Source organism: Kitasatospora sp. NPDC127111, from assembly GCF_042677465.1.
Taxonomy (GTDB): domain Bacteria; phylum Actinomycetota; class Actinomycetes; order Streptomycetales; family Streptomycetaceae; genus Kitasatospora.
On sequence record NZ_JBHXTG010000027.1, the window covers coordinates 68,648 to 94,311 of the forward strand.

The window sequence follows — 25,664 nt, forward strand, 5'->3', positions numbered from 1 at the left end:
AACCCCCCAATTTTTGTGTGTTTTTAGTGTGTCGGGGTTTCTTTTTTTTTTATCAGCGGGGGGGGGCGGGGGGCGGGGGCGCCGGGGCGCCCCCCCCCGCCGCCCCCGCCGCCCCCCCCCACCCGGGGATCAGGCGTCGAGCTTCTGCGGCTCGCGCTCGGCCCGCTCCTGCTTCCGGGAGGCCGTCAGGCTGGTCACGGTGGTGACGGCGAGCACCACCACGATGAAGCCCAGCGAGAACGGGATGCCGATCTCGGGGACGTGCACGCCCTGCTCGTGCAGCGCGTGCAGCACCAGCTTCACGCCGATGAAGCCGAGGATCACCGACAGGCCGTACGAGAGGTGGACCAGCTTCTTCAGCAGGCCGCCGATCAGGAAGTACAGCTGGCGCAGACCCATCAGGGCGAAGGCGTTGGCGGTGAAGACGACGTACGGGTCCTGGGTGAGGCCGAAGATCGCGGGGATCGAGTCCAGCGCGAACAGCACGTCCGTGGTGCCGATCGCCAGCATGACGATCAGCATCGGGGTCATCAGCCGGCGGCCGTTCTCCCTGACGAAGAGCTTGGTGCCGTGGTACCTGTCGGTGGACGGGAAGCGCCGCTCGATCGACTTGAGCAGGCGGTTCTCCTCGAACTCCTCGTCCTCCTCGTCAGCCCGGGCCTCCTTGATCAGCTTCCAGGCGGTCCAGACCAGGAAGGCGCCGAAGACGAAGAACACCCAGGAGAACTGCGCCACCAGCGCCGCGCCGCCGGCGATGAAGACCGCGCGCAGCACCAGCGCGATGATCACGCCGAACATCAGCACGCGCTGCTGGTAGATCTTCGGCACCGCGAACTTGCCCATGATCAGGATGAACACGAACAGGTTGTCGACGCTGAGCGACTTCTCGGTGATGTAACCGGCGAAGAACTCACCGGCCGGCTGCGAACCCGAGTGCCACCAGAGGAACCCGCCGAAGACCGCGGCCAGCACGATCCAGACCGCGGTCCAGATGCCGGCTTCCTTGATCGACACCTCGTGCGGCTTGCGGCCGCCGATGAAGAAGTCGGCCACGATCAGCGCCACCAGCACACCGATCGTGCCGACCCACATGCTCACGGAAACGTCCACTACTGCTCCTCCGGCAGGTAGGCGAGACGGTCATCGTCACTGCCGGAGGTCTCTTCCGCCCGTCGGGTTCGTCACTGCGAACGCCCGGACCAGCGCCCCGGGGCGCCGCACTCCGGGGCGCCCGTGATGACGGGACGACTGCTGCAGGGAATACTCCCCTCCGCTGCCATCGAGAGTAACAGGAAGTCCAAAGGAAGGTAAAGAAGGTAAAGAGCGCCCTCGTGCCGGGGCTCGGCAGGGCTCGGGCCCGGGCGCCTGGGCCAGGGCCGGGCCCAGGCCCGGGACCCGCCTCGGAGGACCTCAGAGGAACGGCTCGATGGCCGGCAGCAGGTCCTGGAAGGTCCGGCCACGGGCCGGCGCCCCGATCGCCAGCATGCCCCAGCCGCCCGAGGGCTCGCGGAACACCTTGGCCATGATCTGCCCGGTGTGCGGGCCGCCGCCGGCCAGCTCGTACCGGGCCAGCTCCAGCCCGGTGGACTCGTCCACCAGCCGGCAGTACGCGTTCTGCACCTCGGCGAAGGTCTGCCCGGTGTACGAGCTGACCGTGAACACCACCTGGGTGATGTGCGCCGGCACGTGCGCCAGGTCCACCAGGATCGACTCGTCGTCCTCCCCCGCACCGGTGCCGCCGACCAGGTTGTCCCCGGTGTGCCGGACGGATCCGTCGTTGCTCTCCAGGTGCTGGAAGAAGACCACGTCGGACGGGGTCTGCTCGGCGTACAGCAGCGCCGAGGCGTCCAGGTCGATCTGCCGGGTGCGGCTGCCGAACAGGCCCCGCTTGGGGGCCGCCTTCCAGCCCAGCCCCATCCGGACGACCGTCAGCGACTCGCCCGACCCCTTCTGCAGGCTGACCTGCTGCCCCTTGGCAAGGTTCACCGACACGGCGTTGTCCTCTCTGCCCGGCCGCGCGGTCGGTCGCCGCGCCGGCTCCACGGTGGAACACCCCGTTGCCGTCCCCCGGCTGAGGCCCCCTGGTGCGACCGCCCCGTCCCGGAGGCGATACCGCAGGAAAGCCTAGGCCCTGCGGTCGGGCGCACTCGTCAGCGTCTACCCGTTTGTGGCAAGGCTGAGACACCGCCGGGCTTGACCGGTGCCAGAACCGGCCAAGCCCGGCGCGGGTGCTCCGCGTACGCCGCGCCGGCGTCAGGCGATGCCGGCCTCGCGCATCTGCCGCAGCTCCTTCTTCAGCTCCTTCACCTCGTCGCGCAGCCGGGCCGCGACCTCGAACTGGAGGTCCGTCGCGGCCGCGTGCATCCGGTCCGTCATCGACTGGATCAGCTCGGCCAGCTCGGCGGCCGGCATGGACTTGGCCGGCTTGCGGTCGGCGCCGAGCGCCGGCACCGGGGCCTTGCCGCCCTTGCCCGCCCCGCCCCGGTACCCGGTGGAGAGCAGCTCGTCGGTGTCCACGTCCTCGCGGGCGAGGGTGTCCAGGATGTCGCCGATCTTCTTGCGCAGCGGCTGCGGGTCGATGCCGTGCTTCTTGTTGTAGGCCTGCTGGACGGCCCGGCGGCGGTTGGTCTCCTCGATCGCCCGCTCCATCGAGGGGGTGATCCGGTCCGCGTACATGTGGACCTGGCCGGAGACGTTGCGGGCGGCACGGCCGATGGTCTGGATCAGCGAGGTGCCGGAGCGCAGGAAGCCCTCCTTGTCGGCGTCCAGGATCGCCACCAGGGAGACCTCGGGCAGGTCCAGGCCCTCGCGGAGCAGGTTGATGCCGACCAGCACGTCGTACTTGCCGGCCCGCAGCTCGCGCAGCAGCTCGACCCGGCGCAGCGTGTCGACGTCGCTGTGCAGGTACCGCACCCGGATGTCCAGGCCGAGCATGTAGTCGGTGAGGTCCTCGGCCATCTTCTTGGTGAGCGTGGTGACCAGGACGCGCTCGTCCCGCTCCACCCGCTGGCGGACCTCGTGCACCAGGTCGTCGATCTGGCCCTCGGTCGGCTTGACGATCACCTCGGGGTCGATCAGGCCGGTCGGGCGGATGATCTGCTCGACCTGGCCGTCGCCGCGGGACAGCTCGTACGGGCCGGGGGTGGCGGAGAGGTAGACGGTCTGGCCGATCCGCTCCAGGAACTCCTCCCACTTGAGCGGGCGGTTGTCCATCGCGGAGGGCAGCCGGAAGCCGTGCTCGACCAGGGTGCGCTTGCGCGAGGCGTCGCCCTCGTACATCGCGCCGATCTGCGGGACGGTGACGTGCGACTCGTCGACGACCAGGAGGAAGTCCTCCGGGAAGTAGTCGAGCAGGGTGTTCGGCGGGGAGCCGGGCTCGCGGCCGTCGAAGTGCATCGAGTAGTTCTCGACGCCCGAGCAGGTGCCGATCTGGCGGAGCATCTCGATGTCGTAGGTGGTGCGCATCCGCAGCCGCTGGGCCTCCAGCAGCTTGCCCTGCTTCTCCAGCCGGGCGAGCGTCTCCTCCAGCTCCCGCTCGATGCCGTTGACCGCGCGCTCCATCCGCTCCGGGCCGGCCACGTAGTGCGACGCGGGGAAGACGTAGACGGAGTCGTCCTGGCTGATGATCTCGCCGGTGAGCGGGTGCAGCGTGTAGAGCGCCTCGATCTCGTCGCCGAACATCTCGATCCGGACGGCCAGCTCCTCGTAGACCGGGAAGATCTCGATGGTGTCGCCGCGGACCCGGAAGGTGCCGCGGGTGAAGGCGAGGTCGTTGCGGGTGTACTGGATGTCGACGAAGCGGCGGAGCAGGACGTCGCGGTCGATCTCCTCGCCGACCTTCAGCCGCACCATCCGGTCCACGTACTCCTGCGGCGTGCCGAGGCCGTAGATGCAGGAGACGGACGCGACCACGACCACGTCGCGGCGGGTGAGCAGCGAGTTGGTCGCGGAGTGGCGCAGCCGCTCGACCTCCTCGTTGATCGAGGAGTCCTTCTCGATGTAGGTGTCCGTCTGGGGGACGTACGCCTCGGGCTGGTAGTAGTCGTAGTACGAGACGAAGTACTCGACCGCGTTGTTCGGCAGCAGCTCGCGGAACTCGTTGGCCAGCTGGGCGGCCAGGGTCTTGTTCGGCGCCATCACCAGGGTGGGGCGCTGGAGCTTCTCGATCATCCACGCCGTGGTGGCCGACTTGCCGGTACCGGTGGCACCCAGCAGGACGACGTCCTTCTCCCCCGCGCGGATCCGGCGCTCCAGCTCGGCGATCGCCGCCGGCTGGTCGCCGTTGGGCTGGTAGGGGCTGACGACCTCGAAGGGCGCCACTGACCGCTCAATACTCGTGATGGGTCGCACGAGTCCACCGTACGACCCACCACCGACAAAGACGGCCTACTCGGCGCGGTCCCCAGCGCCGCCCTTGGCGCTGTCCCGGGCCAGGGCGACGAGGCGGGAGACGGCGCGCAGGTACTTCTTGCGGTACCCGCCGCGGAGCATCTCCTCGGGGAACACCTGGTCGAAGGGGATGCCGGAGGCGGTGATGGGCAGTTCGCGGTCGTACATCCGGTCGGCGAGGACGACCAGGCGCAGGGCGGTGGACTGGTCCTCGACCCGGCGCACGCCGCGCAGGCAGACCGCCCGGACGTCGTCCAGCAGCGCGCCGTAGCGGCTGGGGTGGACGGCGGAGAGGTGGTCGAGCAGGGCGCCGAAGTCGTCCAGCGAGGCGCCCGGGGTGCGGGCGGCGACGGCGTCCACGTGGGCGTCGGAGTAGGGCGGCGGGGCGTCCGGGAGGCCGCGGTGGCGGTAGTCCTGGCCGTCGATCCGCATCGGGCGGAAGTGCGCGGACAGGCCCTGGATCTCGCGCAGGAAGTCGGCGGCGGCGAACCGGCCCTCGCCGAGCTTCTCGGGCAGGGTGTTGGAGGTGGCGCAGAGCTTGACGCCGTTGTCGACCAGGCGGCCGAGCAGGGTGGAGACCAGGACGGTGTCGCCCGGGTCGTCCAGCTCGAACTCGTCGATGCAGAGCAGCTTGTGGCCGGAGAGCGTGGTCACGGCCTGCTGGAAGCCGAGCGCGCCGACCAGGTTGGTCAGCTCGACGAAGGTGCCGAAGGCCTTGGGGCCGGGCGCGGCGTGCCAGAGCGAGGCGAGCAGGTGGGTCTTGCCGACGCCGTAGCCGCCGTCGAGGTAGACGCCGGCCGGGCCGGCGGGCGCGGGGGCGCTGCGGCGGAACCAGCTCCGCTTGGGGGCGGAACCGTTCCCGCCGTTGAGGGCGCCGGCGAACTGCTCCAGGACCTGCACGGCCTCGTACTGGCTGGGCTGGTTCGGGTCGGGGAGGTACGTCCCGAAGCTCACGTCGGAGAAGCGCGGCGGCGGGACCATCTCGGCGACCAGCCGCTCGGCGGGGACGACGGGGCGCCGGGCGGTGAGCGCGACGGGGGCGGCGTCCGGGGTCGCGGTCGCTATGGACTCGCTCGCACCGGTCGCGGCTTCGGGGTGTGGGGCTGCTGCTGCGGGCACGGTAGTAGAGGGTACGCCTGGTCGTGCACGCCCCAGGCCCGGGCCGGGTACCGGCCGGGTACGGGCCTGGCGGCGGCCGGGCCGGTCGGGCGGGGCCGCCGGTGGAACACTGGTGCCATGCAACAGTTGATCAGCCCGCTGGACCGGCCGTCCGCCGATCCGGGCTCGCTGGAGTCGCTCGCCGCGGTCTACGCGTACCCCGACCAGGTGAATCACGGCCGGCCGTGGCTGCGCGCCAACATGGTGGCCGGCCTGGACGGCGGGGCGAGGCTGGACGGGCTCTCCGAGGGGCTCTCCGGGGACGCCGACAAGCGGATCTTCAGCGTGCTGCGGGCGCTGTCGGACGTGGTGCTGGTGGGTGCCGAGACGGTCCGGGCCGAGGGCTACCGCCCCGCGCGGGCGCACTCCGGGTTCGCCGGCGCGCGCCGGGCGGCCGGACAGGCCCCGGCACCGGTGATCGCGATCGTCACCCGCTCGCTGGGGCTGGACCTGGCCGCGCCGCTGTTCACCGAGCCGCTGGTGCGCACGGTGGTGATCACCACCGCGGACACCCCGGAGGAGAGCCGGCGGGCGGTCGCCGAAGTGGCCGACGTGATCGTGGCCGGGGAGGGCTCGGTGGACCTGCGGACGGCCGTGTCGGCGCTGGCGGAGCGCGGCTGGACGCGGTTGCTGAGCGAGGGCGGGCCGCGGCTGCTGGGACAGCTGGCGGCCGCGGACCTGCTGGACGAGCTGTGCCTGTCGCTGGCTCCGTTGATCACGGCCGGCGACGCGCCGCGCATCATCCACGATGCGGAAATGCCCGACGTGCAGCGGATGCGGCTGGTCTCATTGATCGAGCAGAAAGGATTCCTCTTCACCCGCTACCTGCGGCCTCACCCGCACTCCGCCCCGTCGGCCACGTGACCTCCGGAGCGTGATCCCGGTCCCGCTCCGGGAACCTTCCTCCGCGTGGCCCGTGTGACGGGTGAGCCGCGTGCGGAAAGCTTCCGCCGGGCAGTATGGGATGCGATGCCGGGGCCCGGGGGCCGGCCACTGGAAGGGACTCACGTGTTCAAGACGGTACTGATGATCGAAAAGGCGCTCTCCGACGCCGACGTGGAGCTGGTCACCACGCTCCACAGCGAGGAGAAGGTGTCCTTCGTCGTCCTGATGCAGCCGCGCGGCAAGCAGGACGAACTGCTGCGGGCACTGGACGACGTCGCACTCGGCCACCTCGACAAGGTGGTGCACGAGCACGACGAGTCCGAGAGCGGGCCGACGGTGGCCGGCGAGTCGCTCCAGCACAGCCTGCGCCACCTGCGGGCGGCCGGGGCCGAGGCGGTCGGCGAGCTGGTCGAGGACAAGCCGCTGGACCGGCTGCGCGCGGTGGTCGAGGAGCACCGGGCCGACGAGGTGGTGGTGCTCACCTCCCCGCACTTCGTGGAGGAGTTCTTCCACCGCGACTGGGCCTCGCAGGCCAGGCACAAGGTGGGCGTCCCGGTGCTGCGGCTGTTCGCCAGCGACTCCTGACCGGGTGCGCCGGTGGTGCAGAATCGTCCTTGCGGTCCGCCGCGAGGACGATCCGCATCTCGTCCGCCCCTGTTCCCCTCCCTCCTCGCCCGCCACCGGGCGGGAGGGCCCATCGCCCGTACGGAGCCCCGCCTTGAACGACGCCGCGCACGACCTGCACGCCCCGCACTTCATCGGCATCGGCGGCGCCGGGATGTCCGGCCTGGCGAAGATCCTCGCGGTGCGCGGCGCCAGCGTCTCCGGCAGCGACTCCAAGGAGTCCGAGACCGTCCTCGCGCTGCGCGCCCTCGGCGCCGAGGTGCACATCGGCCACGCCGCCGAGCACGTGCCGGACGGCGTCAGCAGCGTCGTCGTCTCCAGCGCCATCCGCGCCGACAACCCGGAGCTGGCCGCCGCCCGCGAGCGCGGCGTCCCCGTCGTCCACCGCTCCGACGCGCTGGCCGCGCTGATGGGCGGCCGCCGGGCGCTGGCCGTGGCCGGCACCCACGGCAAGACCACCACCACCAGCATGCTGGCCGTCGCCCTCGGCGAGCTGGGCCTCGACCCCTCGTACGCGATCGGCGGCGACCTCGACGCGCCCGGCTCCAACGCCCACCACGGCACCGGCGAGATCTTCGTCGCCGAGGCCGACGAGAGCGACCGCAGCTTCCACAAGTACGCGCCCGAGGTGGCGATCGTGCTCAACGTGGAGCTCGATCACCACGCCAACTACGCCTCGATCGAGGAGATCTACGAGTCCTTCGAGACCTTCGTCGGCCGGATCACCCCCGGCGGCACCCTGGTGGTCTCCGCCGACCACGACGGCGCCCGCGAGCTGACCGCCCGGGTGGCCGGCCGTGAGGGCCTGAACGTGGTCACCGTCGGCTCCGCCGAGGACGCCGACGTCCGCGTCCTGTCGGTCGCCGCCCGCGGCATGACCAGCGAGGTCACCGTCCTGCTGGACGGCGCCGAGCTGTCCTTCACCGTCTCGGTGCCCGGCCGGCACTACGCGCACAACGCGGTCGCCGCCCTGGCCGCCGGCGTCGCGCTCGGCGTCCCGGCCGCCGACCTGGCCAAGGCGATCGGCGCCTACACCGGCGTGCGGCGCCGGCTCCAGCTCAAGGGCGAGGCCGGCGGCGTCCAGGTGATCGACTCCTACGCCCACCACCCGACCGAGATGGCCGCCGACCTGGAGGCGATCCGCGAGGGCCTGGAGGGCGAGGGCCGGGTGCTGGTGGTCTTCCAGCCGCACCTGTTCAGCCGCACCCAGCAGCTGGCCGAGGAGATGGGCGCCGCGCTGGCCCTGGCCGACGCCTCCGTCGTCCTCGACATCTACCCGGCCCGTGAAGACCCGATCCCCGGCGTCACCAGCGAGCTGATCATCGACGCGGCCAAGCGGGCCGGCGCCGAGGTCACCGCCGAGCACGTCTTCGACGACGCCCCCGCCCGGCTGGCCGGCCTGGCCCGCCCCGGCGACCTGCTGCTCACCATGGGCGCGGGCGACGTCACCAACCTCGGGCCCGAAATTCTCAAGCACCTCGCGAACGTTGCCACCAACGTCTGAGTCGCCCGACCGGGAGCCGTGATGAGCTACGAGATCCAGAAGACCGACGCCGAGTGGCGCGCCCAGCTGACGCCGGAGGAGTACCACGTCCTCCGCGAGGCGGGCACCGAGCGTCCCTTCGTCGGCGAGTACACCGACACCAAGACGGTCGGCGTCTACAGCTGCCGGGCCTGCGGCGCCGAGCTGTTCAGCTCGGAGACCAAGTTCGACAGCCACTGCGGCTGGCCGTCCTACTACGCGCCGCTGGCCGAGGACCGGGTCGAGTACATCGAGGACAACTCGCTCGGCATGCGCCGGGTCGAGGTCCGCTGCGCCACGTGCGGCGGCCACCTCGGGCACGTCTTCGAGGGCGAGGGCTACGGCACGCCGACGGACCAGCGGTACTGCATCAACAGCATCTCCCTGACGCTGAAGCCGGCCGAGTAGCGCTGCCCTCGGTAGCGCCGGCCTCGGTGGCGCCGGCAGGAGGCCCGGGAACCGGATCGGTTCCCGGGCCTCCGCGCCGTCCGCCCCCTCGCCCCGGCGCCGCCTCGCCCCCGGGCTACCCGGAGACCGGCTGGAAGCGGACCGGGAGGTGGACCAGGGCGCGGTGGAACGGGCCCGGGCGCCAGAGCAGCTCCTCGGCCGGGGTGGCGAGTTCGAGGTCGCCGAGGCGGCTGGTGAGCTGCTCGATCGCGGTGATCGCGATCAGCAGCGCGGGGTCGCGGGCGGGGCAGGCGTGCGGGCCGGCCGCCCAGGCCAGGTGGGCGGACTCGCCGCTGCGCAGTCCGGTGCCGCCGGTGGGCGGCGCGGCCTGGGAGTTGGCGGCCGCGTAGGAGACCAGCACCAGCGAGCCGGCCGGGATCTCGCGGCCGTGGAAGGTGATGTCGTAGCGGGGGTAGTGCGCGGAGAGGTTCGCCATCGGCGGCTCGTGCCAGAGCACCTCGTCGATCGCCTGGTACGCCGTCATGGCGCCGCCGAACAGCGAACCGGCGTACCGGGCGTCGGTGAGCAGGCGCAGCAGCGCGTTGCCGATCAGGTTGGTGGTCGGCTGGTGCCCGGCGATCATGGTGAGCGTGATCTGCCGGACCACCTCGTCGTCGTCCAGCCCGGCCGGGTGGGTGAGGAACCAGGACGTCAGGTCGTGGCGAGGGCGCTCGCGCCGCTCGGCCACCATGGCGGTGACGACCGCGAGGAGGTCCCCGTACGCGGCGACCGCCTTCTCGGTGGACTCGATCAGGCTCCCGATGCCGGCCACCAGCCGGGCGCTGTGCTCCTCGGGCACGCCGAACCAGGTGTTGAAGACGAACACCGGCAGCTGCCGGGCGTACTCGGCGATCAGGTCGGCCGTGCCGGTGGCCTCGAAGGTGTCGATCAGCCGGTGCGCGACCTCGGCGACCCGGCGCTGGAGCACGTGCGGTTCGAGCAGGGCGAGGCCGTCGGTGATGACCTGGCGGTAGCGGGCGTGCACCTCGCCGTCGCTGAACAGGGCGGTGGGGCGGTAGCCGAGCACCGGCAGCAGCGGGGAGGTCGGCGACACCGTCCGCTGCCAGGCCCGGGAGTCCTTGGAGAAGGTGTCGGTGTCGCGCAGCAGGTCCAGCGCGGCCTGGTAGTCGGTGACCAGCAGGGCTTCGACGCCCGGCGCGATCTCCACCGGGGCGACGGGGCCGTGGCGGCGCAGCCGCTCGTAGACGCGGTGCGGGTCGGCGGCGAACGCCGGGCCGTGGATCGGGACCGGCCGGTCGGGGTGGTCGGCGTGGTCGGCGCGGTCCGGGTGACCGGAGTGGTCTGCGGGGTCGGCGGGCTGCGCGTCGACGGTGGGGGCGGATGCGTCGGTGCTGGTCACGGCTGCTCCGGGGCGGCGTCGGGGGCTGCGGGCAGGCCGTGCAGCACGTGCTCGGCCAGCGCGATCAGCGCGTCCAGGCTGGCGCGGCGCTCGCGGGCGTCGCAGAGCACCAGCGGGGTGTCGGTGTGCAGGTCCAGGTGCTTCCGGAGCACCTCGACCGGGTGCACGGGCGCGTCGGGGAAGCAGTTGACGGCGACCGCGTACGGCAGGCCCTGCTCCTCGACCATGTCCATGATCTCGAACGAGTCGGCCAGCCGACGGGTGTCCGCCAGCACCAGGGCGCCGACCGCGCCGCGGGCGATGTCCTGCCAGAGCGGGAAGAAGCGGCGCTGGCCGGGCGTGCCGAACATGTAGAGCACCACCCGGCCGGGCAGGGTGAGCCGGCCGAAGTCGACCGCCACCGTGGTGGTGGCCTTGTCCGGCAGCAGCGCGGTGTCGTCCACCGGGGCGCCGGTCTCGGTCATCGCCTCCTCGGTGTGGAGGGTGGGGATCTCCGAGAGGGTGCGGATGAGCGTCGTCTTCCCGACGCCGAACGGGCCGGCGACGACCAGCTTCATCAGCGTCTGGTCCCGGTCGGGCAGGTAGCCCACCCGACCCGTCCCGGACGCCCGGTCGTCGGTCTGGTCGACGGTCTGGCCGTCGGTCTGGCCGTCGGTCCGGTCGACGGTCCGGCTGCCGGACGGCCCGGCGGCGCCACCGGAGGGTCCGGCGGGGCTACCGGAGAGTGCGGAGTCCAACGAGGAGCCTCTCGACGATGGAACGGTCGGTCTGCTGGGCACGGGGGATCGGGGCGCGGGCGCGGAGGCAGCCCGCCTCGACGAGGTCCGCCGCGAGGAAGACGGTGGCGCTGACCGGGAGCCGCAGGTGGGCCGCGGCCTCCACCACGGTCAGGGCGCCCGGCTGCAGCAGCTCCCAGAGCCGGCGGTGCTCGTCCTCCAGCTCGTACAGCGCCTGCGGCGGCTCGGCGCCGGTGGCGTGCAGGACGGTCAGCCGCTCGAAGCCGGCCGAGCCGGGCCGGGCGCGGCCGCCGGTGGCCAGGTAGGCGGGGACCATCCGCCTGCGGGGGACGGCGGTCATGACCGGGCGCTGACGCCCTGCCGCCTGGCCGGACTCGCCAGGGCGCGGCCCAGGGCGGCGACCTGGACCTGCATCTGGTAGGCCACGTTGCCGAGCTGGGCGTCCGGGGTGGTGAACACCGCCAGCGAGGTGTTCTCGCCGGCCGGGACGACGATCGCGAAGCCCTGCTCGGACTCGACCACGGTCTGCGCCAGCCGGGGCTGCTCGGTGTCGGTGAAGGCGGTGGTGAACGCGCGGGCGGCGGCGTGCACGGTGGCCGTCATCGCGGCGACCCGCTCGGCGGAGGCGCGGCCGAGGCCGTCCGAGGCGCCCTCGACGAGGCCGTCACCGGTGGCGATCACCGCGTGCACGACGCCCGGCAGCTCCAGCAGCGGGGTCAGCACCCACGAGATCTCGTCGGTGGTGGTCGGGCTGGGCGTGCTGCTCACTGCTCGGCTCCTTCGGAGGACTGGGCGGGGCCGGCCTGCTCGGCCGGACCACCGGTGCGGTCGGCGGTACCGGTGTCGTCGGTGCTGCCGGTGGTGTCGGCGCCGGTGGGGGCGGCGGTGTCGGCGCCGGTGGTGTCGGCGTCGGCGGTGTCCGGTGCGGCGGGGGCGGTCGCGGCGGCGGCGGGCGCTGCGGCTCCGGCGGGCGCTGTGGCTCCGGCGGCCTCGGAGGCCTCCGCGGCCTCGGTGGCCGCCTCGGCGACGGCGGCCCGGCCGGAGCCGGTGGTGTCGGCGCCGGTGGGGGCGGCGGTATCGGCGCCGGTGGGGGCGGCGTCGGCGGTGTCCGGTGCGGCGGGGGCGGTCGCGGGGGCGGCGGGCGCTGCGGCTCCGGCGGTCCCGGAGGCCTCCGCGGCCTCGGTGGCCGCCTCGGCGACGGCGGCCCGGCCGGAGCCGGTGCCCTGTTGCAGTGCCTGCCAGCGGGCGGCGGCCTCCTCGGGGGTCCGCCGGGCCAGGCCGCCGCCGGGGGCCTCCCGCGTGCCGCCGGCCGCCGTACCGTCGGCCGTCCCGGCGGGCCGTGCGGTCCGGCCGTCCGTGCCGCCGGCCGGCTGCTGCTGGGCGAGCGGCTGGCGACGGCGACGGCTGGGCAGCCCGGTGCCGTCGGACGGCACGTCCTGCACCGACGGCACGACGTGCATGGCCGGCGCGGCGTGCCGGGGCGGCAGGCCGTGCCCGTCCGGCGCACCGTGCCCGCCCGACCCGCTGTGCCCCTCCGACCCACTGTGCCCGTCCGACCCACCGTGCCCGTCGGACCCGTCACGCGGGGAAGGCACCACCTGCACGGTGGGCGCGGGGGCCGGCCCCGCGCCGGCGCGCAGCGGCAGCGGGGTGAGCACCGAGAGCGGCTGCTCCTGGTCCACGACGGTCAGCAGCCCGGCCGGGATCCGCACGATGGTCCGCATGCCGCCGTACGGGGAGGGCTCGATGTGGCAGGCGAAGCCGTACTGCCGGGCGAGCTTGCCGACCACCGCGAAGCCGGTCTTCGGCGGGTTGCCCAGCTCGGTCAGCAACACCTCGGGCGGGCCGGCCAGCAGCCGGCGGGCCCGGCGCAGCTGGTCCTCCTCCATGCCGATGCCGCTGTCGTCGATGATCACCAGCGCGCCGCGGCCGCCCTGCTGGACGGTGACCGGGACGTCGGTCTCCGGGTGCGAGTACGCGGTGGCGTTGGCGAGAAGCTCGGCCACCGCGATGGCGAGCGGCTCGGCGGCCCGGGCCACCACGGCCAACCGGCTCTCCCGCAGGTGGTTGGCGACCTTGATCCGGGCGTAGCCGGGCACCCGGGAGAGGGCTCCGACGACCACCTCGGCCAGCGGCGAATCGGTCCGGGCCAGGCCGGGCCACGCCTCGCAGAGCACCGCGATGGTCTGGATCCGGCGCAGCGCGACCTCGTTGCGGAAGTCGACCTCCAGCAGTCGCGGGTCGTCGTTCTCGTGCTGGAGCTGCTGGACCAGGCTCTGGATCTGGTAGAGCAGCGTCTGGATCTTGGAGGTGGCGCCGCGCATCGCGGCCCGGGCGGCGGCGTCGACCCGTTCGCGCTCGTCGGTGACGGCGGCGGTGGCGGCGTCCAGGACGGCCTGCAACGCGAGCACCGCCTCCGGGCCGACGGCTCGCGCGTCCAGCGGTCCGGCGGCGGGCGCGTTGGGGTGGCTGAGCCGCAGGGCGGCGGCGGCCACCCGCTCGGCGGCGAGATGGCCGACCTCGGCCAGCAGGCCGGCGGTCCGGCGGTCCGCTTCCTCGGCCCGCCGGCCGGCCTCCGCGGTGCGCTCCTCGGCCGCGCGGACGTGCAGCTCGGCCTCGGCCGCGCGGTGCTCCGCCGCGGCGGTGCGCTGGTCGGCCTCGCGGGCCCGGCCCTCGGTGGCCAGGGCCCTGGTCTCGGCGCGCCTGGCCTCCTCGGTCGCCCGGCGGGTGACCTCCTGCGCCTCGCGCAGCTGGCGCTCGCCCCGGGCCAGCCGGCCGTCGGCGGCCCGGGCCCGCTCCTCGCTGTGGGCGGCGGCCGTCTCGGCGGTGACGGCCCGGGCGAGCGCCCGGGACCGTCCGCGGGCCAGGGCACCGGTCGCCGCGAGTGCGGCGATCGCGATCACCGCCAGGGCGAGCTGCGCGGTCTGCGTCATCGACGTCCTCGGAAGTCCTCGATCGAAGGGGCTGGAAGGTGCGGCCGGTCGAGCCGGACCGGGGTGGACCGGCGGTCAGGCGGGGGCGCCGGCGGCGTCCCCGGGTCGGGGCCGCGTCGGGCGGGCGGCGTCCTGGGCCAGTTCCCGGGCGACCAGCGCGACCTGGCTCATCGCCTCCAGGACGTTCGGCACCTCGCTGCCGTCCAGGTGCCGGTACTCGGCGGCCACGGTGAGCACCAGCCGCTCGGGCAGGCCGAGTTCGGGGTGGCGCTGCTCGGCGATGACCCGCCGGGCGGCGTCCAGCGCGGGTATCCCGGCGGCGTGCAGCGTGTGCGCGCGCTCGCGCACGTAGGCGAGGTACGCGATGTGGGCCCGGACGCCGGCCCGGTCGAGCACCGGGCCGTGGCCGGGGACGAACACCTCGGCGCCGGTGGCGAGCGCCTGCTCGCAGGCGGCGATGACGTTCTCCAGCGGGCCGGCCCAGTGCGAGGGGTGGTCGCCGGGCTGTTCGGGCGTCGAGCCGAAGATCACGTCACCCGTGAACACCGCGCGCTGGTGCGGCAGGTGCACCAGCAGGTCGCCGCCGGTGTGCGCGGCCGGCAGGGCGGTGATCTGCACGGGGTACTCCCCCACCCGCAGTTCCAGCTCGCCGCGGAACACGGTGTGCGGGTGGACCGGCTCGGTCGCCGACCAGTCGAACTGGCCGAAGTGCTCCTGGAGGTAGCCGCCGAGGAGCGAGTCCGGGTCGCCGCCGGTGACCAGCGCGTGCTGCTGCTTGGGCGTCGGCTCGTAGTGGATGTGGTCCAGTGCCTCGCGGGTGGCGATCACCTCGGCGTCCGGGAGCACCCCCGCGCCCCACAGGTGGTCCCCGTTGGCGTGGGTGACGACCACCCGGTCGACGGTGACCCCGTCGGCCAGCCGCTTGCGGCTCTCGGCGAGGAACTCGGCGGCGAGGGAGGGGTCGTAGGGCGTGTCGATCCAGAGTGCGGTGCGCGGCGAGGCCAGCAGCCCACAGTTGGCCAGCCCCCAGCCGCGCTTCGGCGGAAGCCACACGTACAGGTCTTCGGCAATCGCGCTCACGTTCGCGCGGCTGATCGTCATGGGCGCGATTATGCCGATGATGTGACAGGAGCGGAGCAAAACCCCTGCGATTCCGGCCACTTCCTGCCCCAGAACCTCCCGACCTGTCCCCCTTCGCACCGGTGCGGTCTGAACCACTTCGTCTCAAGGGGCAGGACGGAGGACGGGAAGGGCTCAGGCCGCCGGGAGGAGGCGGCACACCTCCACCGTCACGTCGACGGTGTCCAGGCCGATCACGCGGCCCTCGACGGCGGCGAATCCTTTCTCCCCGCTGCGGAAGAGCGCGGCCAGCGGGGACTTGCGGGTCGCCGCGGCCAGCGCCTCGACCGCCATCGCCGAGCCGAAGGCGAAGACGCCGCAGAGCACGATGCAGGGAGCGTGCCGCGAGGTGTGGGTGACGAAGACGAAACCGTGGTCGCGGATCAGCTCGTCGGCGGCGTTGTACTGCGCCTCGAAGGCCATCCCGCCCCAACGGGCCCGGGCCGCCTCCGGGTACTCGATGCAGAAGTCCGGGAAGGCCGCGCCGAGCACGCTCGCCGAGTACGGGTTGACGCTCGGGCCGCCGACCGAGAAGGTCGGCATCCGCGGGTCCTGCGCCCCGGCGGTGACCAGCTCGATCGTCGCCTTGCGGTTGATCTTCCTTAGCAGATCGGTGAGTTGGGCTATCGCCCGGGCTTCGGCCATCGGCATGAAGAGGACGTTCCGCGGGCCGCGGCTGGTGAACCGGCGGCCGTCCTTGGCGAAGGCGAACTCCGCCACCTCGATGCTCGGGGTGATGATCTGCACCCGGCTGTAGGGGGCGAGCAGCGCCCGGAGGAAGCCGTAGCGGAGGAAGAGCCGGGCGCGGGCGAGGGAGCGGGCCGCGAGGAAGCCGATCACGGCCGGAACGAATCCGACCAGGACCTGAAGCAGGATCTCCATACCATCCCCCCGCGCGGAAGACTCGGGCACGAACTGTCTGCCGTGAGGTGATGCCCCGTAGAACACCAGGAACTCCCGGCACAGCAGCACACCCGGCGCGTCGTGCCGGGTGTGCGCCCGATTCACTCCTGCGGGTGAGGGAGAGCCGGGCCCCCGCCTCGGCCCTGGCCCGCGCCCTCCCGTCCGTCAGCCCGTCAGCCCGTCAGCCGCCCAGTCGCTTGGTGAACTTCCGCTCGCTCGCGCAGCGCTCGTACCCGAGCCACTCGTTGATCGCGAGCATCGGTGCGTTGGTCGCGTCGTTGCTGGTGTACGCCCGCCGGAAGCCCGCGGCCCGCGCCCGGCGCAGCGACTCGTACTTGGCGAGCTTGCTCAGGCCCCGCCCCCGGAAGTCCCGCCGGCAGGCCGTGAAGGCCGACCAGTAGCGGTCGACGCCGTCCGTGTGCACCGCGCTGAACGCGACCGGCTCGCCGTCGACCACCGCGACCACGGTGAGCTCGTGGTGGAGGTCCGGCCGGGCCCAGTCGCCGTTCAGGAACTCCTCGTAGTCCGCGGCGTCCATCACGATCTCGCCCGGCTCGTCCCGGATCGCGTCCGCCTCGACGACGAAGATCGGGTACGGGTCGTCCAGCCACTCGCTCGACGGACGCAGCTCCACGCCCTCCGGCAGTGCGGGGGCCGGCGGCAGCGGCAGCGCGAGGTCACGGCCGGCGAAGTGGGCCGTGCTCCCCGGGGTGAAACCGCGGTTCGCCGCGAACTCCAGCGCGGCCGGCTCCTCGTCCACCCAGCTGTGCACCTCGACCACGCCGTGCTCGGCGAGGTGGGCCTCGGCCGCTTCGAGGAGCGCGGTGAACGCGCCGCGGCGCCGGTACGCGGGCAGGATGCTGCCGTTGGCGTAGCCGATGCCCTTGGTGGTGGTGCCGGTGACCAGGCCGCAGCGCAGCGCGCCGGCCACCCGGCCGTCGAGCTCGGCGACGAGGGTGCGGTGGTGCCGCTCCGCCGGGAGGTGGGCGTCCATCCACACGAACACCTCGGGCCGGAGCACCAGGTGCTCACGCCCCGCGCTGTGGGCGGCGGCCACGGCCTCGGCGTCGGCGGGCCGGAAGTCACGAATCGTCAGTCTCGTCATAGGCGGGCCACGGTAGCGTCCCGGAGGCCCCGGCCGCCTCCGAATTTCCGCCACCACCTGCGGTTCTTCCGCCGGGAGGGGGCTAGAGTCCCTCCTGCACGGGCCGGCAAGCTCAAGTAATGCTCTGAGATTACCGGGCAATGCTTGGCAGCCACCGCGCCCGGGGACATCCTCAGCAGCACGGCCCGGACCGGCCCTGGCGACGACGCCCGCGCCGGCCGACGGCCTCCCACCCAGCCCTCCGAAGGGGGCGCACCGATGACCTCCCCTGCACTGAACACCCCTGCCCGGCGGGCCGACGGCGGCACCCTGGGCGTCGGCCTCGGCTGGCGCAGCGAGATCGACCTCGTGGTCGAGCGCCAGCCGGGCCTGGACTGGGTCGAGGTGGTCGCCGAGAACGTCTGCGCCGGCCACCTGCCCGAGTCGCTGCGGGTCCTGCGGGCGCGCGGCGTCACCGTGATCCCGCACGGCGTCTCGCTCGGCCTCGGCGGCGCCGACCGGCCCGACCCGGCCCGGCTCGGCAGGCTCGCCGAGACGGCCGGGGCGCTCGGCTCGCCGCTGGTCACCGAGCACCTGGCGTTCGTCCGGGCCGGCGGCCTGGAGGCCGGGCACCTGCTGCCGGTGCCGCGCTCGCGCGACGCGCTCGACGTGATCGCCGAGAACGTCCGGATCGCGCAGGACCAGCTGCCGGTGCCGCTGGCCCTGGAGAACATCGCCGCCCAGCTGGCCTGGCCGGACGACGAGCTGACCGAGGGACAGTTCCTCGCCGAGCTGGTCGAGCGCACCGGCGTCCGGCTGCTGATCGACGTCGCCAACCTGCACACCAACCGGGTCAACCTCGGCCTGGACCCGGCCGCCGAGCTGGACCGGCTTCCGCTGGAGGCGCTCGCCTACGTCCACGTGGCGGGCGGCCGGCTGGTCGACGGCGTCTGGCACGACACCCACGCCCACCCCGTCACCGAGCCCGTGCTGGAGGTGCTCGCCGAGCTGTGCGCACGGGTCGCACCGCCCGGCGTGCTGCTGGAACGCGACGCCAACTTCCCGCCGCCCGCGGAGCTGGCCGCCGAACTGGACGCCATCCGGCGCGTCCTGGACGGAGCCCGGCAGCCGTGACGACCCCGGAGATCCTGACGCCCCCGGAGGACGCCGGCCTCGCCGCCGCCCGCGCCCGGCTGGCCGAGCGCCAGGAGGCCCTGCTGGCCGCCCTGGTGGCGGGCGGGCCGGTCCCACCGGGCTTCGACGAGGCCCAGGTCCACGCCCAGGCGCTGGGCCTGGCCCACAAGCGCCGGGACACCGCGGCCAAGGTGGCCCCGGACCTGCCCCGGCTGCTCGGGCCGCAGTACGGGCCGCTGTTCCTCGCCTACGCGCGCCGGCACCCGCAGACCGGCGGGTACCGCGCCGACGCCCGGGCCTTCGCCGCCTGGGCGCTGGCCAACACCTCGGCCTACGGCCCCGGGGAGGGGCTCGGCCCCGAGCAGCGCCGGGCCCTGGAGCGGTGGCTCGACGGCCCCGCCCCGGAGCAGCCGCCCGGCCCGCTCACCCGCCTGCGCCGGGCCCTCACGCCCGGCCGCCGGCCCACCCACTGACCGCATCGAGAACCGCACCAACCCGTTCGGGGGGACCGCCCATGTGGCACAACAGCTACTTCCTCATCCCGGCCGTACCACTCGCCGCCGCCGCCCTGTACGCGGCGCAGGCCAAGCAGCAGGTCGGGCGGGTCCGCCACGCCCTCGGCCTGCCCGGCCGCGGCCTGCCGCTGCTGGAGACCGCCTTCCTCGCCGGCGGGCCGGGCCGGGTGTTCGACACCGCGCTCCTGCGGATGCACCAGGCCGGCCGCGTCGTGATCAACCGGGACCGCCTGGTCACCATCACCGACGCCACCCCTTACGACGCCGTGGACCAGGCGATCATCGACGCCGTCGGACCGACCGGGCAGCGCGAACTCGGCCCGCTGCGCCGCACCGTGATGCGCTCCTCCGCCGTCCAGAAGCTCGGCGACGGCCTCGCCGACCGGGGACTGCTGCGCCGCCCGGACCGGATGCGCAGGGCCCGCTCGGCGCACCGGCTGATCTGGTTCGCGCTGCTCGCCGTGGTGGCCACCACCGTCCTGGCCTACGTCCTGGACGACGGCACCGCCGGTTCCGACAGCCCGGCGCTGTGGATCCCGCTCGTCCTGCTCGGGGTCGGGCTGGTCTCACTGCTCGTCACCCGGCCGCACCGGGGGCGGATCACCCCGGCCGGGCGGCGTCAGCTCGCACTGATGACCACCGGTGGCGCGTGGCGGCCCGGCGTCGGAGCGCCCGAGGCGGCCGCCCTCCTGCTCGGCGCGGTCGCGCTCGGCGGGCTGGCCGCCGGCGGACTGGACGACCCGGAACTGCAGGACGCGCTGCTGACCGCCGCCGCCGAGGACGCGGCCCACGAGGCGGCCACCAGGGCGGCGCTCGCGGGCGGGGGCCAGTCCAACTCCTCGTCCTCGTCCTCCGGTTCCACCTGCGGGAGCTCGACCATCTGGTGCGGCTCCTCCTCGGACTCCGGCTCCTCGGGTTCGAGCTGCGGCAGCAGCAGCTGCGGCTCGTCCTCGTCGAGCTGCGGGTCGTCCTCCTCGTCGAGCTGCGGCTCCAGCTCCAGCAGCTGCGGGTCCTCGTCCAGCTGCGGCTCCAGCTGCGGTGGCGGTGGCGGCTGCGGCTCCTGAGGCCCCCGGCCCGCCCGTCTCCCGCGTCACAGTTCGGTATCGCGGTCCGGGAAGGCGTTCCCCGCGCGGCGAGGGCGGGTCTACAACAAGCCCATGTGGTTGCTCTTCCTGATACCGGCCTGCGCCGCCGCGGTCTACTCCTGCATCCGGCTGGTCCGGATGACCGCCACCGCCGACGCGCTCACCGGTCAGGAGGGGCCCCGGCCGCCCGAGGCGGTCGGGATCGGGCTGTACGAGACGGCGTACCTGGCCGGCGGCCCCGACCGGGTGGTCGACCTCGCGCTGGTCCTGATGGCCTCCCGCGGCCGGCTCCACCTCGCCCACACCGGCTGGACCACCGTGGTCGACCCGAAGGGCCGCAGCCGGCTGGAGCGCGCGGTGGTCGCCACCGTCGGCCCGGAAGGCCAGTGCCCGACGGAGGACCTGCGCCGGGCGATGGCCGTCCACCCCACCGTCCTGGAGATCGGCGCCCGGCTCGCGTTGGCCGGGCTGGCCACCCCGGCGCCGGTCCAGCGGCAGACCGTCCTGGTGATCCGGCAGGTCCGGCAGGCGCTGCTGCTGTCGCTGGTCCTGCTGGCCGGCGCGCTGGCCTTCGGCGGTTTCGCGGACGGTGACGCGCTGGCCCCGCTCGCCTGGTTCTCGCTGCCGCTGGTGCTCACCTCGGGCACGCTGCTGATGGCCCGGGTCGACGTCTACCCCTACACCCGCTGGGCCTCCCCGGTCGGCCAGGAGGTGCTCCGCGAGGTCCGCCCGCCGCGCCAGCACGGCCTCACCGACGACGACGAGCGCGAACTGCTCACCGCCGTCGCCATGATCGGCCCCGCCGCCCACCCCGACGCCCGCCTCCGCGCCGCCCTCCGCCACCGCCACTGATGCCCCCGGAACCACCCCGGAGCCACGCCGGCCCGGGTGCCCCACCTGCGTCCGAAACCCGGATGCACCGGCCGCCCGGACCGGGGCAGACTGCCGCCATGGACCGCACGCCGAGCACCGCGACACCCGCCCTCGACCACGCCCCGCGCGGCGGCGGGCTCGTCCGGCTGCGCCGCTCGATCCCCGGCGCCGACCGGCTGGAGGGCTTCGTCCTCGGCACCGGCCCGGTCTGGACCCTGCTGGCCGCCTGCACCGACCACCGGCTCGACGGCTGGACCGCCGTCCGCACCGCCGACCTGCGCAAGGTCCGCCGGGTCGGCGACGAGGACGGCCTGACCGTCCGGGCCCTGCGCCGGGCCGGCGACTGGCCGGTCCGCCCGCCGGCCGGCGACCTGCCGCTGGACGACCTGCCGGGCCTGGTCGAGGCGGCGAGCCGGGCCTACGGGCTGGTCGCGCTGCACACCGAGGAGAGCGCACCCGACGTCTGCTGGGTCGGCACGGTCACCGGCCTGCGCCCCAAATCGCTGCGGCTGCACCAGGTCGACACCGAGGCGCGCTGGTACGAGGAGCCGACGAAGTTCCGGCTCGGCCGGATCACCCGGGTCGACCTCGGCAGCCACTACCTCGCGGTGCTGCGCGACTTCGCGGGCGAACGCCCCTGAGTGCGCGCCGGGAACGCGCCGAGGGCCGGTCACCCGCGTTGACGGGGGACCGGCCCTCGGGGCCGACGACGCTCGGACCGGGCCGTTGCTCGGACCGGGCCGTTGCTCAGACCAGGCCGTTGAGGAGCTCGCTCACCGGCTTGCGGCGGCCGGTGAAGAACGGCACCTCCTCGCGGACGTGCAGCCGCGCGCGGGACGGGCGCAGGTCGCGCATCAGGTCGACGATCCGGTGCAGCTCGTCCGCCTCGAAGGCGAGCAGCCACTCGTAGTCGCCGAGCGCGAACGAGGCCACCGTGTTGGCCCGCACGTCCGGGTAGCCGCGCGCCATCTGGCCGTGCTCGGCGAGCATCGCGCGCCGCTCGGCGTCCGGCAGCAGGTACCACTCGTAGGAGCGGACGAACGGGTACACGCAGACGTAGTCGCGCGGGCGCTCGTCGGCGAGGAACGCCGGGATGTGCGACTTGTTGAACTCCGCCGGGCGGTGCAGCGCCATGTTCGACCAGACCGGCTCCAGCACCCGGCCCAGGCCGGTGCGGCGGAAGCGGTTGTACGCCTCCTGCAGGTCGTCCGAGTCCGCCGCGTGCCACCAGACCAGGATGTCGGCGTCCGCGCGCAGACCCGACACGTCGTAGGTGCCGCGCACCGTGACGTCCTTCGCGGCGAGCTGGGCGAACAGCTCGTCCACCTCGGCGGCCAGGGCGGTGCGGTCCTCGGGCAGGTCGCCCTTGAGCTTGAACACCGACCACATGGTGTAGCGGATGACCTGGTTCAGGTCGCGCGCCTTCTTCTTCTCGGGCTGCTGCTCCGGCTGCTGCTCAACGGTCTCAGTCATGCGCCCATTGTCCTCTCCGTGACGTGCTCCCCGGTCGGCGGGGTCAACATCTTGTCGAGCTCGGCGACGGCCGCCCGCGCGCTCGCGACGCAGGCCGGGATGCCCACCCCGTCGTACGCGGCCCCGCACAGCGCCAGTCCGCCCACCCGGGCGGCCGCCGCCCGGATCCGCGCCACCCGGTCGAGGTGGCCGACCGGGTACTGCGGCAGACCGGCCCGCCAACGGGTGACGGCGGTGTCGTACGGGCGGGCGCTCAGGCCGATCGCCTCGCCCAGGTCGGCCAGCGACTGCGCCACCAGCTCCTCGTCCGACAGCTCCAGCGGCTGCTCCTCGCGCAGCCGGCCGAGCGAGGTGCGCAGGACGAAGGTGTCCGGGGCCGAGCGCTCCAGCCAGCCCCACTTGTTGGACGAGAAGGTGGACGCCTTGATCCGGCGGCCGTCCACCGGCGGCACCAGGAACCCGCTGCCGGCCGGCGGCTCCGGCAGGTCGGCCCGCCGGAACGCCAGGGTGACCAGCGCCATCCCCGCGTACTCGACGCCGTCCAGCTCGGCGGCCGCCCCGGGGGCGTCGGCGCGCAGCAGCCGGGCCGCGGCGGGCGCGGGCACCGCCAGCACCACGGCGTCGGCGTGCAGGGCCTCGCCGTCGGCGGTCACCACCCGCCAGCCGGCGGGGGTGCGGCGCAGCTCGTCGACGGCCGTCCGGGTGCGCAGCTCGACGCCGGCCTTCGCGCAGGCCGCGGCGACCGCCCCGGGCAGCGTGCCGAGGCCGCCGCGCAGGCCCTGGAAGACGGGGGTGGAGACGGTCTGCGGCCGGGTGGCCAGCTCGTGCACGCCCTCGACCAGCGAGCCGCCGCCGCGGGCGATCGCGAGCAGCTGCGGTACGGCGGCGCGCAGCGAGATCTCGTCCGCGTGCCCCGCGTAGACGCCGCCGAGCAGCGGTTCGACCAGCCGGTCCACCACCTCGCGGCCCAGCCGCTCGGCGACGTACCGCCCGATCGCGACGTCGTCCGCGACCCCCTCGCCGACGCTCTCGTGCCGGGCCCGCTCCAGCCCCTCGGCGGTGAGCACCCCGGACGCGGCGAGTGCCGCCAGGTCACCGGGGACGCCCATCACCTGCCCGCCGGGCAGCGGTCGCAGCGCGCCGCGGGTCCAGATCGCGGCCTTGGCGGTGGTCGGCGGCTCCAGCTCCTCGCCCAGGCCGACCGCCTGCGCCAGCTCGACCGCCTCCGGCCGCCGGGCCAGCATCGACTCGGCCCCGAGGTCCACCCGGACCCCGCCGACCTCACCGCCGTGCAGCTTCCCGCCGAGCCGCTCGGACGCCTCCAGCAGCGTCACCCGCGCCCGCGCGGGCTCCCCCGCCGCCCCGCTCAGGAACGCGGCGGCGGCCAGCCCCGCGATCCCGCCGCCGATCACTACGACCTGTGCTTGCGCCATGCCCCGCAGTCTCGCAGGTCTTTACACGAATGCCTCAATCCGCCCGCTTCGACCGCTTCGGTGCCGGCACGAGCGCGTCGAGGTCGATGTCGACGGGGAACGGCACCGGCCGCTTCAGCCGGCCCCGGAAGATCCCGGCGGGGGCGTAGGACGAGGTGCTGCTCTCGAGCTCGAAGACATGCACCACCGGCAGGCCGCCCTCCTCCTCGATCACCCAGTAGTACGGGATGCCGGCCTCGGCGTACTTCCGCACCTTGACGATGCGGTCGCGATCGGCGGACTCGGGCGAGACGACCTCGACGACCAGTGCCACGTCCTCGGTTGCGTACCAGGTCCGGTCGGGATCGTAGTCGGCGGTGGCGACCACCAGATCCGGCTCCGGTCGGTTTCGCCCGTCCAGCTTGATCGTCATCTCGCGCTCGGCGAGGAACCCCTCCGGTACAAGCTCCTCCAGCAGGGCGGTCAGGGCCGTGACGGTACGGCTGTGCCAGGAGCGCTGCGGGGAGGTCATGAAGACCAGTGCTCCCTCGATCAGTTCGGTGTGCCGCGGCGCCTGGGGCAGGTGGTCGAGATCATCGGCGAACCACCCCTCCTCGCGGGGCGGGTACATCCAGTCCGGCAACTCACCCATGCCCTCACCGTAGCCCGAACGAGCCTGCCCTTGGCCTCACCGGCTGGCTCTCACCCGTTTCGGTGACCGCCTTGTCCGGGCCGCCATCAAGCCGTGATCGAGTTGCGATCTCCCGGGCGGGTCCGATCGGCGCGGGGGTCCGTCCAATGGTCCGGGCGTCCGGATCCGGGCGCCTGGTACGGGACTTGGGGAGGGTTCGATCGTGGTGCGAGGACGGCTCGGGTCGGGGCGCAGAGCGGGGGCGGCGGCGGTGGTCGCGGCCGTGGTGCTGGTCGGGGGGTGCGGTGCGGGGGGCGCCGAGCGGGGCGTGGACAGTGCGGCGAAGGGCGCCGCCGCGCCGGCGCCGGCCCCTCCGGTGGCGGCCTCCCCCGGCGGGGCCGCGGCGGACGCCAAGGGGGTGGCGACGCCGGGGCCGGTCACGGTGGCCGACAACCGGCTGATCGCGTACACCGCACAGCTGTCGCTGCGCGGCAAGGACGTCCCCGCGGTGCTGGCGAAGGCACGGGAGCTGGCGGCCTCCGCCGGGGGCTACGTCGGTGCCGAGACCGTGAGCGGTGGGGGCGACGAGAACGCCGGGCAGACCGGCCAGATCACGGTCAAGGTGCCGTCGGCGACGTTCCAGCAGACGCTGGACCAGCTCGCCGCCCTCGGCGAGGTGCTGTCGCGCCGGAGCCAGGCGGACGATCTGACCCAGCAGGTGGCGGACGTGTCGAGCCGGGTGCAGACCCAGCAGGCCAGCGTCGACCGGGTCCGGGCGCTGATGGCGCAGGCGAAGACACTGGCCGAGATCACCAGCCTGGAGGGCGAGCTCAGCCGCCGCGAGGCGGACCTCGAATCGCTGCAGAAGCAGCTGAAGGAGCTGTCGGCGAAGACCTCGCTCTCCACCATCACGCTGGACGTGCGGCGGGAGCCGAAGCCCGTCCGGGACCAGCCGGACGTCAAGAAGGAGAAGGACGAGGGCTTCTGGGCCTCGGTCGGCTCCGCGCTGGGCGGCGGCTGGCACGTGCTGGTCGCGATCGTGCGCGGACTCGCCGTGGCGGTCGCGGCGGTGACGCCGTTCCTGCTGGTGCTCGGGCCGGCGGCGCTGGCGTTCTGGCTGGTGCGCCGACGCCGGCCGGGCGGCCGGCCGGGCGCGCCGGTGCCGCCGGTGCCGCCGGTGCCGCCGATTCCCGCCCACCTGCCCTCGCAGCAGCAGGAGCCGCTGGAGCAGGAGGAACAGGACGAGCGGCAGCGCTCCTGAGCGCGCGGTGGGGGGGCCCCCCCGGCCCGGGGGGGCCCCCCCCCCGGCGGTCGATCGCGCGGCCCCCCCGGCGGCCGACGCCCAGGGTGCCGCCGTCGGCCCGCCGGGCAGGGGTGTTC

23 protein-coding genes and 1 pseudogene are annotated in these 25,664 nt (G+C 74.1%); 9 read left to right on the forward strand and 15 right to left on the reverse strand.

The window, feature by feature from the left end:
• Positions 1 to 129 precede the first annotated feature (129 nt).
• The 4 genes from ACFVHB_RS18570 to zapE all read right to left on the reverse strand — a co-directional run bounded on the left by ACFVHB_RS18570 (position 130) and on the right by zapE (position 5,454).
• On the reverse strand, positions 130 to 1,110 hold the full coding sequence (locus tag ACFVHB_RS18570) for a TerC family protein (protein ID WP_380322761.1): 981 nt from the start codon (positions 1,108 to 1,110) through the stop codon (positions 130 to 132).
• Positions 1,111 to 1,410: 300 nt separating this feature from the next.
• On the reverse strand, positions 1,411 to 1,992 hold the full coding sequence (locus ACFVHB_RS18575) for a TerD family protein (protein ID WP_380322764.1): 582 nt from the start codon (positions 1,990 to 1,992) through the stop codon (positions 1,411 to 1,413).
• A gap of 261 nt (positions 1,993 to 2,253) precedes the next feature.
• Positions 2,254 to 4,350 carry an excinuclease ABC subunit UvrB gene (gene uvrB, locus ACFVHB_RS18580; protein ID WP_380322767.1) on the reverse strand — a complete coding sequence of 699 codons (2,097 nt, stop codon included), beginning with the start codon at positions 4,348 to 4,350 and terminating at the stop codon, positions 2,254 to 2,256.
• A gap of 36 nt (positions 4,351 to 4,386) precedes the next feature.
• Positions 4,387 to 5,454: a cell division protein ZapE gene (gene zapE / locus ACFVHB_RS18585; RefSeq protein WP_380322844.1), complete on the reverse strand. Its 1,068-nt coding sequence runs from the start codon at positions 5,452 to 5,454 to the stop codon at positions 4,387 to 4,389.
• 171 nt (positions 5,455 to 5,625) lie between these two features.
• Here zapE and ACFVHB_RS18590 point away from each other — a divergent pair, with 171 nt between their 5' ends.
• From ACFVHB_RS18590 to msrB, 4 genes are all read left to right on the forward strand, one after another.
• Positions 5,626 to 6,411: a pyrimidine reductase family protein gene (locus ACFVHB_RS18590; protein ID WP_380322770.1), complete on the forward strand. Its 786-nt coding sequence runs from the start codon at positions 5,626 to 5,628 to the stop codon at positions 6,409 to 6,411.
• A gap of 144 nt (positions 6,412 to 6,555) precedes the next feature.
• On the forward strand, positions 6,556 to 7,017 hold the full coding sequence (locus ACFVHB_RS18595) for an indole-3-glycerol phosphate synthase (protein WP_380322773.1): 462 nt from the start codon (positions 6,556 to 6,558) through the stop codon (positions 7,015 to 7,017).
• A 133-nt stretch (positions 7,018 to 7,150) separates the two neighbouring features.
• The gene (gene murC / locus ACFVHB_RS18600; RefSeq protein WP_380322776.1) at positions 7,151 to 8,560 is read left to right on the forward strand and encodes a UDP-N-acetylmuramate--L-alanine ligase; all 1,410 of its coding nucleotides are present in this window, start codon (positions 7,151 to 7,153) and stop codon (positions 8,558 to 8,560) included.
• 21 nt (positions 8,561 to 8,581) lie between these two features.
• A complete protein-coding gene (msrB, locus tag ACFVHB_RS18605) occupies positions 8,582 to 8,986 on the forward strand; it encodes a peptide-methionine (R)-S-oxide reductase MsrB (RefSeq protein WP_380322779.1) in 405 nt (134 codons plus the stop codon).
• 115 nt (positions 8,987 to 9,101) lie between these two features.
• Here the strand turns inward: msrB and ACFVHB_RS18610 are convergent, their stop codons facing one another.
• The 8 genes from ACFVHB_RS18610 to ACFVHB_RS18645 form a co-directional block, all read right to left on the reverse strand.
• Entirely contained in the window at positions 9,102 to 10,385 is a 1,284-nt protein-coding gene (locus ACFVHB_RS18610; protein ID WP_380322783.1) for a cytochrome P450, read from the reverse strand.
• Positions 10,382 to 10,942, reverse strand: coding sequence for an ATP/GTP-binding protein (locus ACFVHB_RS18615; protein ID WP_380322847.1), 561 nt, complete (start codon positions 10,940 to 10,942; stop codon positions 10,382 to 10,384). The genes ACFVHB_RS18610 and ACFVHB_RS18615 overlap by 4 nt, the downstream gene beginning before the upstream one ends.
• 157 nt (positions 10,943 to 11,099) lie before the next feature.
• A complete protein-coding gene (locus tag ACFVHB_RS18620) occupies positions 11,100 to 11,462 on the reverse strand; it encodes a DUF742 domain-containing protein (RefSeq protein ID WP_380322786.1) in 363 nt (120 codons plus the stop codon).
• A complete protein-coding gene (locus ACFVHB_RS18625; RefSeq protein ID WP_380322789.1) occupies positions 11,459 to 11,890 on the reverse strand; it encodes a roadblock/LC7 domain-containing protein in 432 nt (143 codons plus the stop codon). Before ACFVHB_RS18625 ends, ACFVHB_RS18620 begins: the two co-directional genes overlap by 4 nt.
• Positions 11,887 to 14,055 (reverse strand): ATP-binding protein, encoded by a 2,169-nt coding sequence (locus ACFVHB_RS18630; RefSeq protein ID WP_380322792.1) that lies wholly within the window; start codon positions 14,053 to 14,055, stop codon positions 11,887 to 11,889. Before ACFVHB_RS18630 ends, ACFVHB_RS18625 begins: the two co-directional genes overlap by 4 nt.
• A 75-nt stretch (positions 14,056 to 14,130) precedes the next feature.
• Positions 14,131 to 15,156: an MBL fold metallo-hydrolase gene (locus tag ACFVHB_RS18635; RefSeq protein WP_380322794.1), complete on the reverse strand. Its 1,026-nt coding sequence runs from the start codon at positions 15,154 to 15,156 to the stop codon at positions 14,131 to 14,133.
• A gap of 153 nt (positions 15,157 to 15,309) precedes the next feature.
• Positions 15,310 to 16,056: a hypothetical protein gene (locus ACFVHB_RS18640; protein WP_380322797.1), complete on the reverse strand. Its 747-nt coding sequence runs from the start codon at positions 16,054 to 16,056 to the stop codon at positions 15,310 to 15,312.
• 202 nt (positions 16,057 to 16,258) lie between these two features.
• A complete protein-coding gene (locus tag ACFVHB_RS18645) occupies positions 16,259 to 17,182 on the reverse strand; it encodes a GNAT family N-acetyltransferase (RefSeq protein ID WP_380322800.1) in 924 nt (307 codons plus the stop codon).
• 258 nt (positions 17,183 to 17,440) lie between these two features.
• Between ACFVHB_RS18645 and ACFVHB_RS18650 the strand changes: the two are divergent.
• The 4 genes and pseudogenes from ACFVHB_RS18650 to ACFVHB_RS18665 all read left to right on the forward strand — a co-directional run bounded on the left by ACFVHB_RS18650 (position 17,441) and on the right by ACFVHB_RS18665 (position 21,409).
• Positions 17,441 to 18,768 (forward strand): annotated as a pseudogene (locus tag ACFVHB_RS18650) (DUF692 domain-containing protein).
• Positions 18,769 to 18,809: 41 nt separating this feature from the next.
• Positions 18,810 to 19,874: a TIGR04222 domain-containing membrane protein gene (locus ACFVHB_RS18655; RefSeq protein WP_380322803.1), complete on the forward strand. Its 1,065-nt coding sequence runs from the start codon at positions 18,810 to 18,812 to the stop codon at positions 19,872 to 19,874.
• A gap of 93 nt (positions 19,875 to 19,967) precedes the next feature.
• Positions 19,968 to 20,747, forward strand: coding sequence for a TIGR04222 domain-containing membrane protein (locus ACFVHB_RS18660; protein ID WP_380322806.1), 780 nt, complete (start codon positions 19,968 to 19,970; stop codon positions 20,745 to 20,747).
• Positions 20,748 to 20,845: 98 nt separating this feature from the next.
• Positions 20,846 to 21,409, forward strand: a complete 564-nt coding sequence (locus ACFVHB_RS18665; protein WP_380322809.1) for a hypothetical protein — start codon at positions 20,846 to 20,848, stop codon at positions 21,407 to 21,409.
• A gap of 106 nt (positions 21,410 to 21,515) precedes the next feature.
• On the opposite strand, the gene hemQ is transcribed toward ACFVHB_RS18665, so the two are convergent.
• The 3 genes from hemQ to ACFVHB_RS18680 are packed head-to-tail and all read right to left on the reverse strand — an operon-like array spanning position 21,516 to position 24,305.
• The gene (gene hemQ, locus ACFVHB_RS18670; protein ID WP_380322812.1) at positions 21,516 to 22,241 is read right to left on the reverse strand and encodes a hydrogen peroxide-dependent heme synthase; all 726 of its coding nucleotides are present in this window, start codon (positions 22,239 to 22,241) and stop codon (positions 21,516 to 21,518) included.
• Positions 22,238 to 23,674: a protoporphyrinogen oxidase gene (gene hemG, locus ACFVHB_RS18675; protein WP_380322815.1), complete on the reverse strand. Its 1,437-nt coding sequence runs from the start codon at positions 23,672 to 23,674 to the stop codon at positions 22,238 to 22,240. Before hemG ends, hemQ begins: the two co-directional genes overlap by 4 nt.
• 34 nt (positions 23,675 to 23,708) lie before the next feature.
• Positions 23,709 to 24,305: a Uma2 family endonuclease gene (locus ACFVHB_RS18680; protein WP_380322818.1), complete on the reverse strand. Its 597-nt coding sequence runs from the start codon at positions 24,303 to 24,305 to the stop codon at positions 23,709 to 23,711.
• Between the two features lie 202 nt (positions 24,306 to 24,507).
• Between ACFVHB_RS18680 and ACFVHB_RS18685 the strand changes: the two genes are divergently transcribed.
• Entirely contained in the window at positions 24,508 to 25,545 is a 1,038-nt protein-coding gene (locus ACFVHB_RS18685; protein ID WP_380322821.1) for a DUF4349 domain-containing protein, read from the forward strand.
• The last annotated feature ends 119 nt before the right edge of the window (positions 25,546 to 25,664 follow it).

What these genes read in the sequence shown, in the direction of transcription:
- ACFVHB_RS18640 (WP_380322797.1), bottom strand. Translation starts at nt 16,056, where the DNA reads ATGGAGATCCTGCTTCAGGTCCTGGTCGGATTCGTTCCGGCCGTGATC.
- ACFVHB_RS18655 (WP_380322803.1), top strand. Translation starts at nt 18,810, where the DNA reads ATGTGGCACAACAGCTACTTCCTCATCCCGGCCGTACCACTCGCCGCC.
- ACFVHB_RS18590 (WP_380322770.1), top strand. Translation starts at nt 5,626, where the DNA reads ATGCAACAGTTGATCAGCCCGCTGGACCGGCCGTCCGCCGATCCGGGC.
- ACFVHB_RS18630 (WP_380322792.1), bottom strand. Translation starts at nt 14,055, where the DNA reads ATGACGCAGACCGCGCAGCTCGCCCTGGCGGTGATCGCGATCGCCGCA.
- ACFVHB_RS18680 (WP_380322818.1), bottom strand. Translation starts at nt 24,305, where the DNA reads ATGGGTGAGTTGCCGGACTGGATGTACCCGCCCCGCGAGGAGGGGTGG.
- ACFVHB_RS18635 (WP_380322794.1), bottom strand. Translation starts at nt 15,156, where the DNA reads ATGACGATCAGCCGCGCGAACGTGAGCGCGATTGCCGAAGACCTGTAC.
- ACFVHB_RS18620 (WP_380322786.1), bottom strand. Translation starts at nt 11,462, where the DNA reads ATGACCGCCGTCCCCCGCAGGCGGATGGTCCCCGCCTACCTGGCCACC.
- hemG (WP_380322815.1), bottom strand. Translation starts at nt 23,674, where the DNA reads ATGGCGCAAGCACAGGTCGTAGTGATCGGCGGCGGGATCGCGGGGCTG.
- msrB (WP_380322779.1), top strand. Translation starts at nt 8,582, where the DNA reads ATGAGCTACGAGATCCAGAAGACCGACGCCGAGTGGCGCGCCCAGCTG.
- hemQ (WP_380322812.1), bottom strand. Translation starts at nt 22,241, where the DNA reads ATGACTGAGACCGTTGAGCAGCAGCCGGAGCAGCAGCCCGAGAAGAAG.
- ACFVHB_RS18660 (WP_380322806.1), top strand. Translation starts at nt 19,968, where the DNA reads ATGTGGTTGCTCTTCCTGATACCGGCCTGCGCCGCCGCGGTCTACTCC.
- ACFVHB_RS18615 (WP_380322847.1), bottom strand. Translation starts at nt 10,942, where the DNA reads ATGAAGCTGGTCGTCGCCGGCCCGTTCGGCGTCGGGAAGACGACGCTC.
- ACFVHB_RS18645 (WP_380322800.1), bottom strand. Translation starts at nt 17,182, where the DNA reads ATGACGAGACTGACGATTCGTGACTTCCGGCCCGCCGACGCCGAGGCC.
- ACFVHB_RS18665 (WP_380322809.1), top strand. Translation starts at nt 20,846, where the DNA reads ATGGACCGCACGCCGAGCACCGCGACACCCGCCCTCGACCACGCCCCG.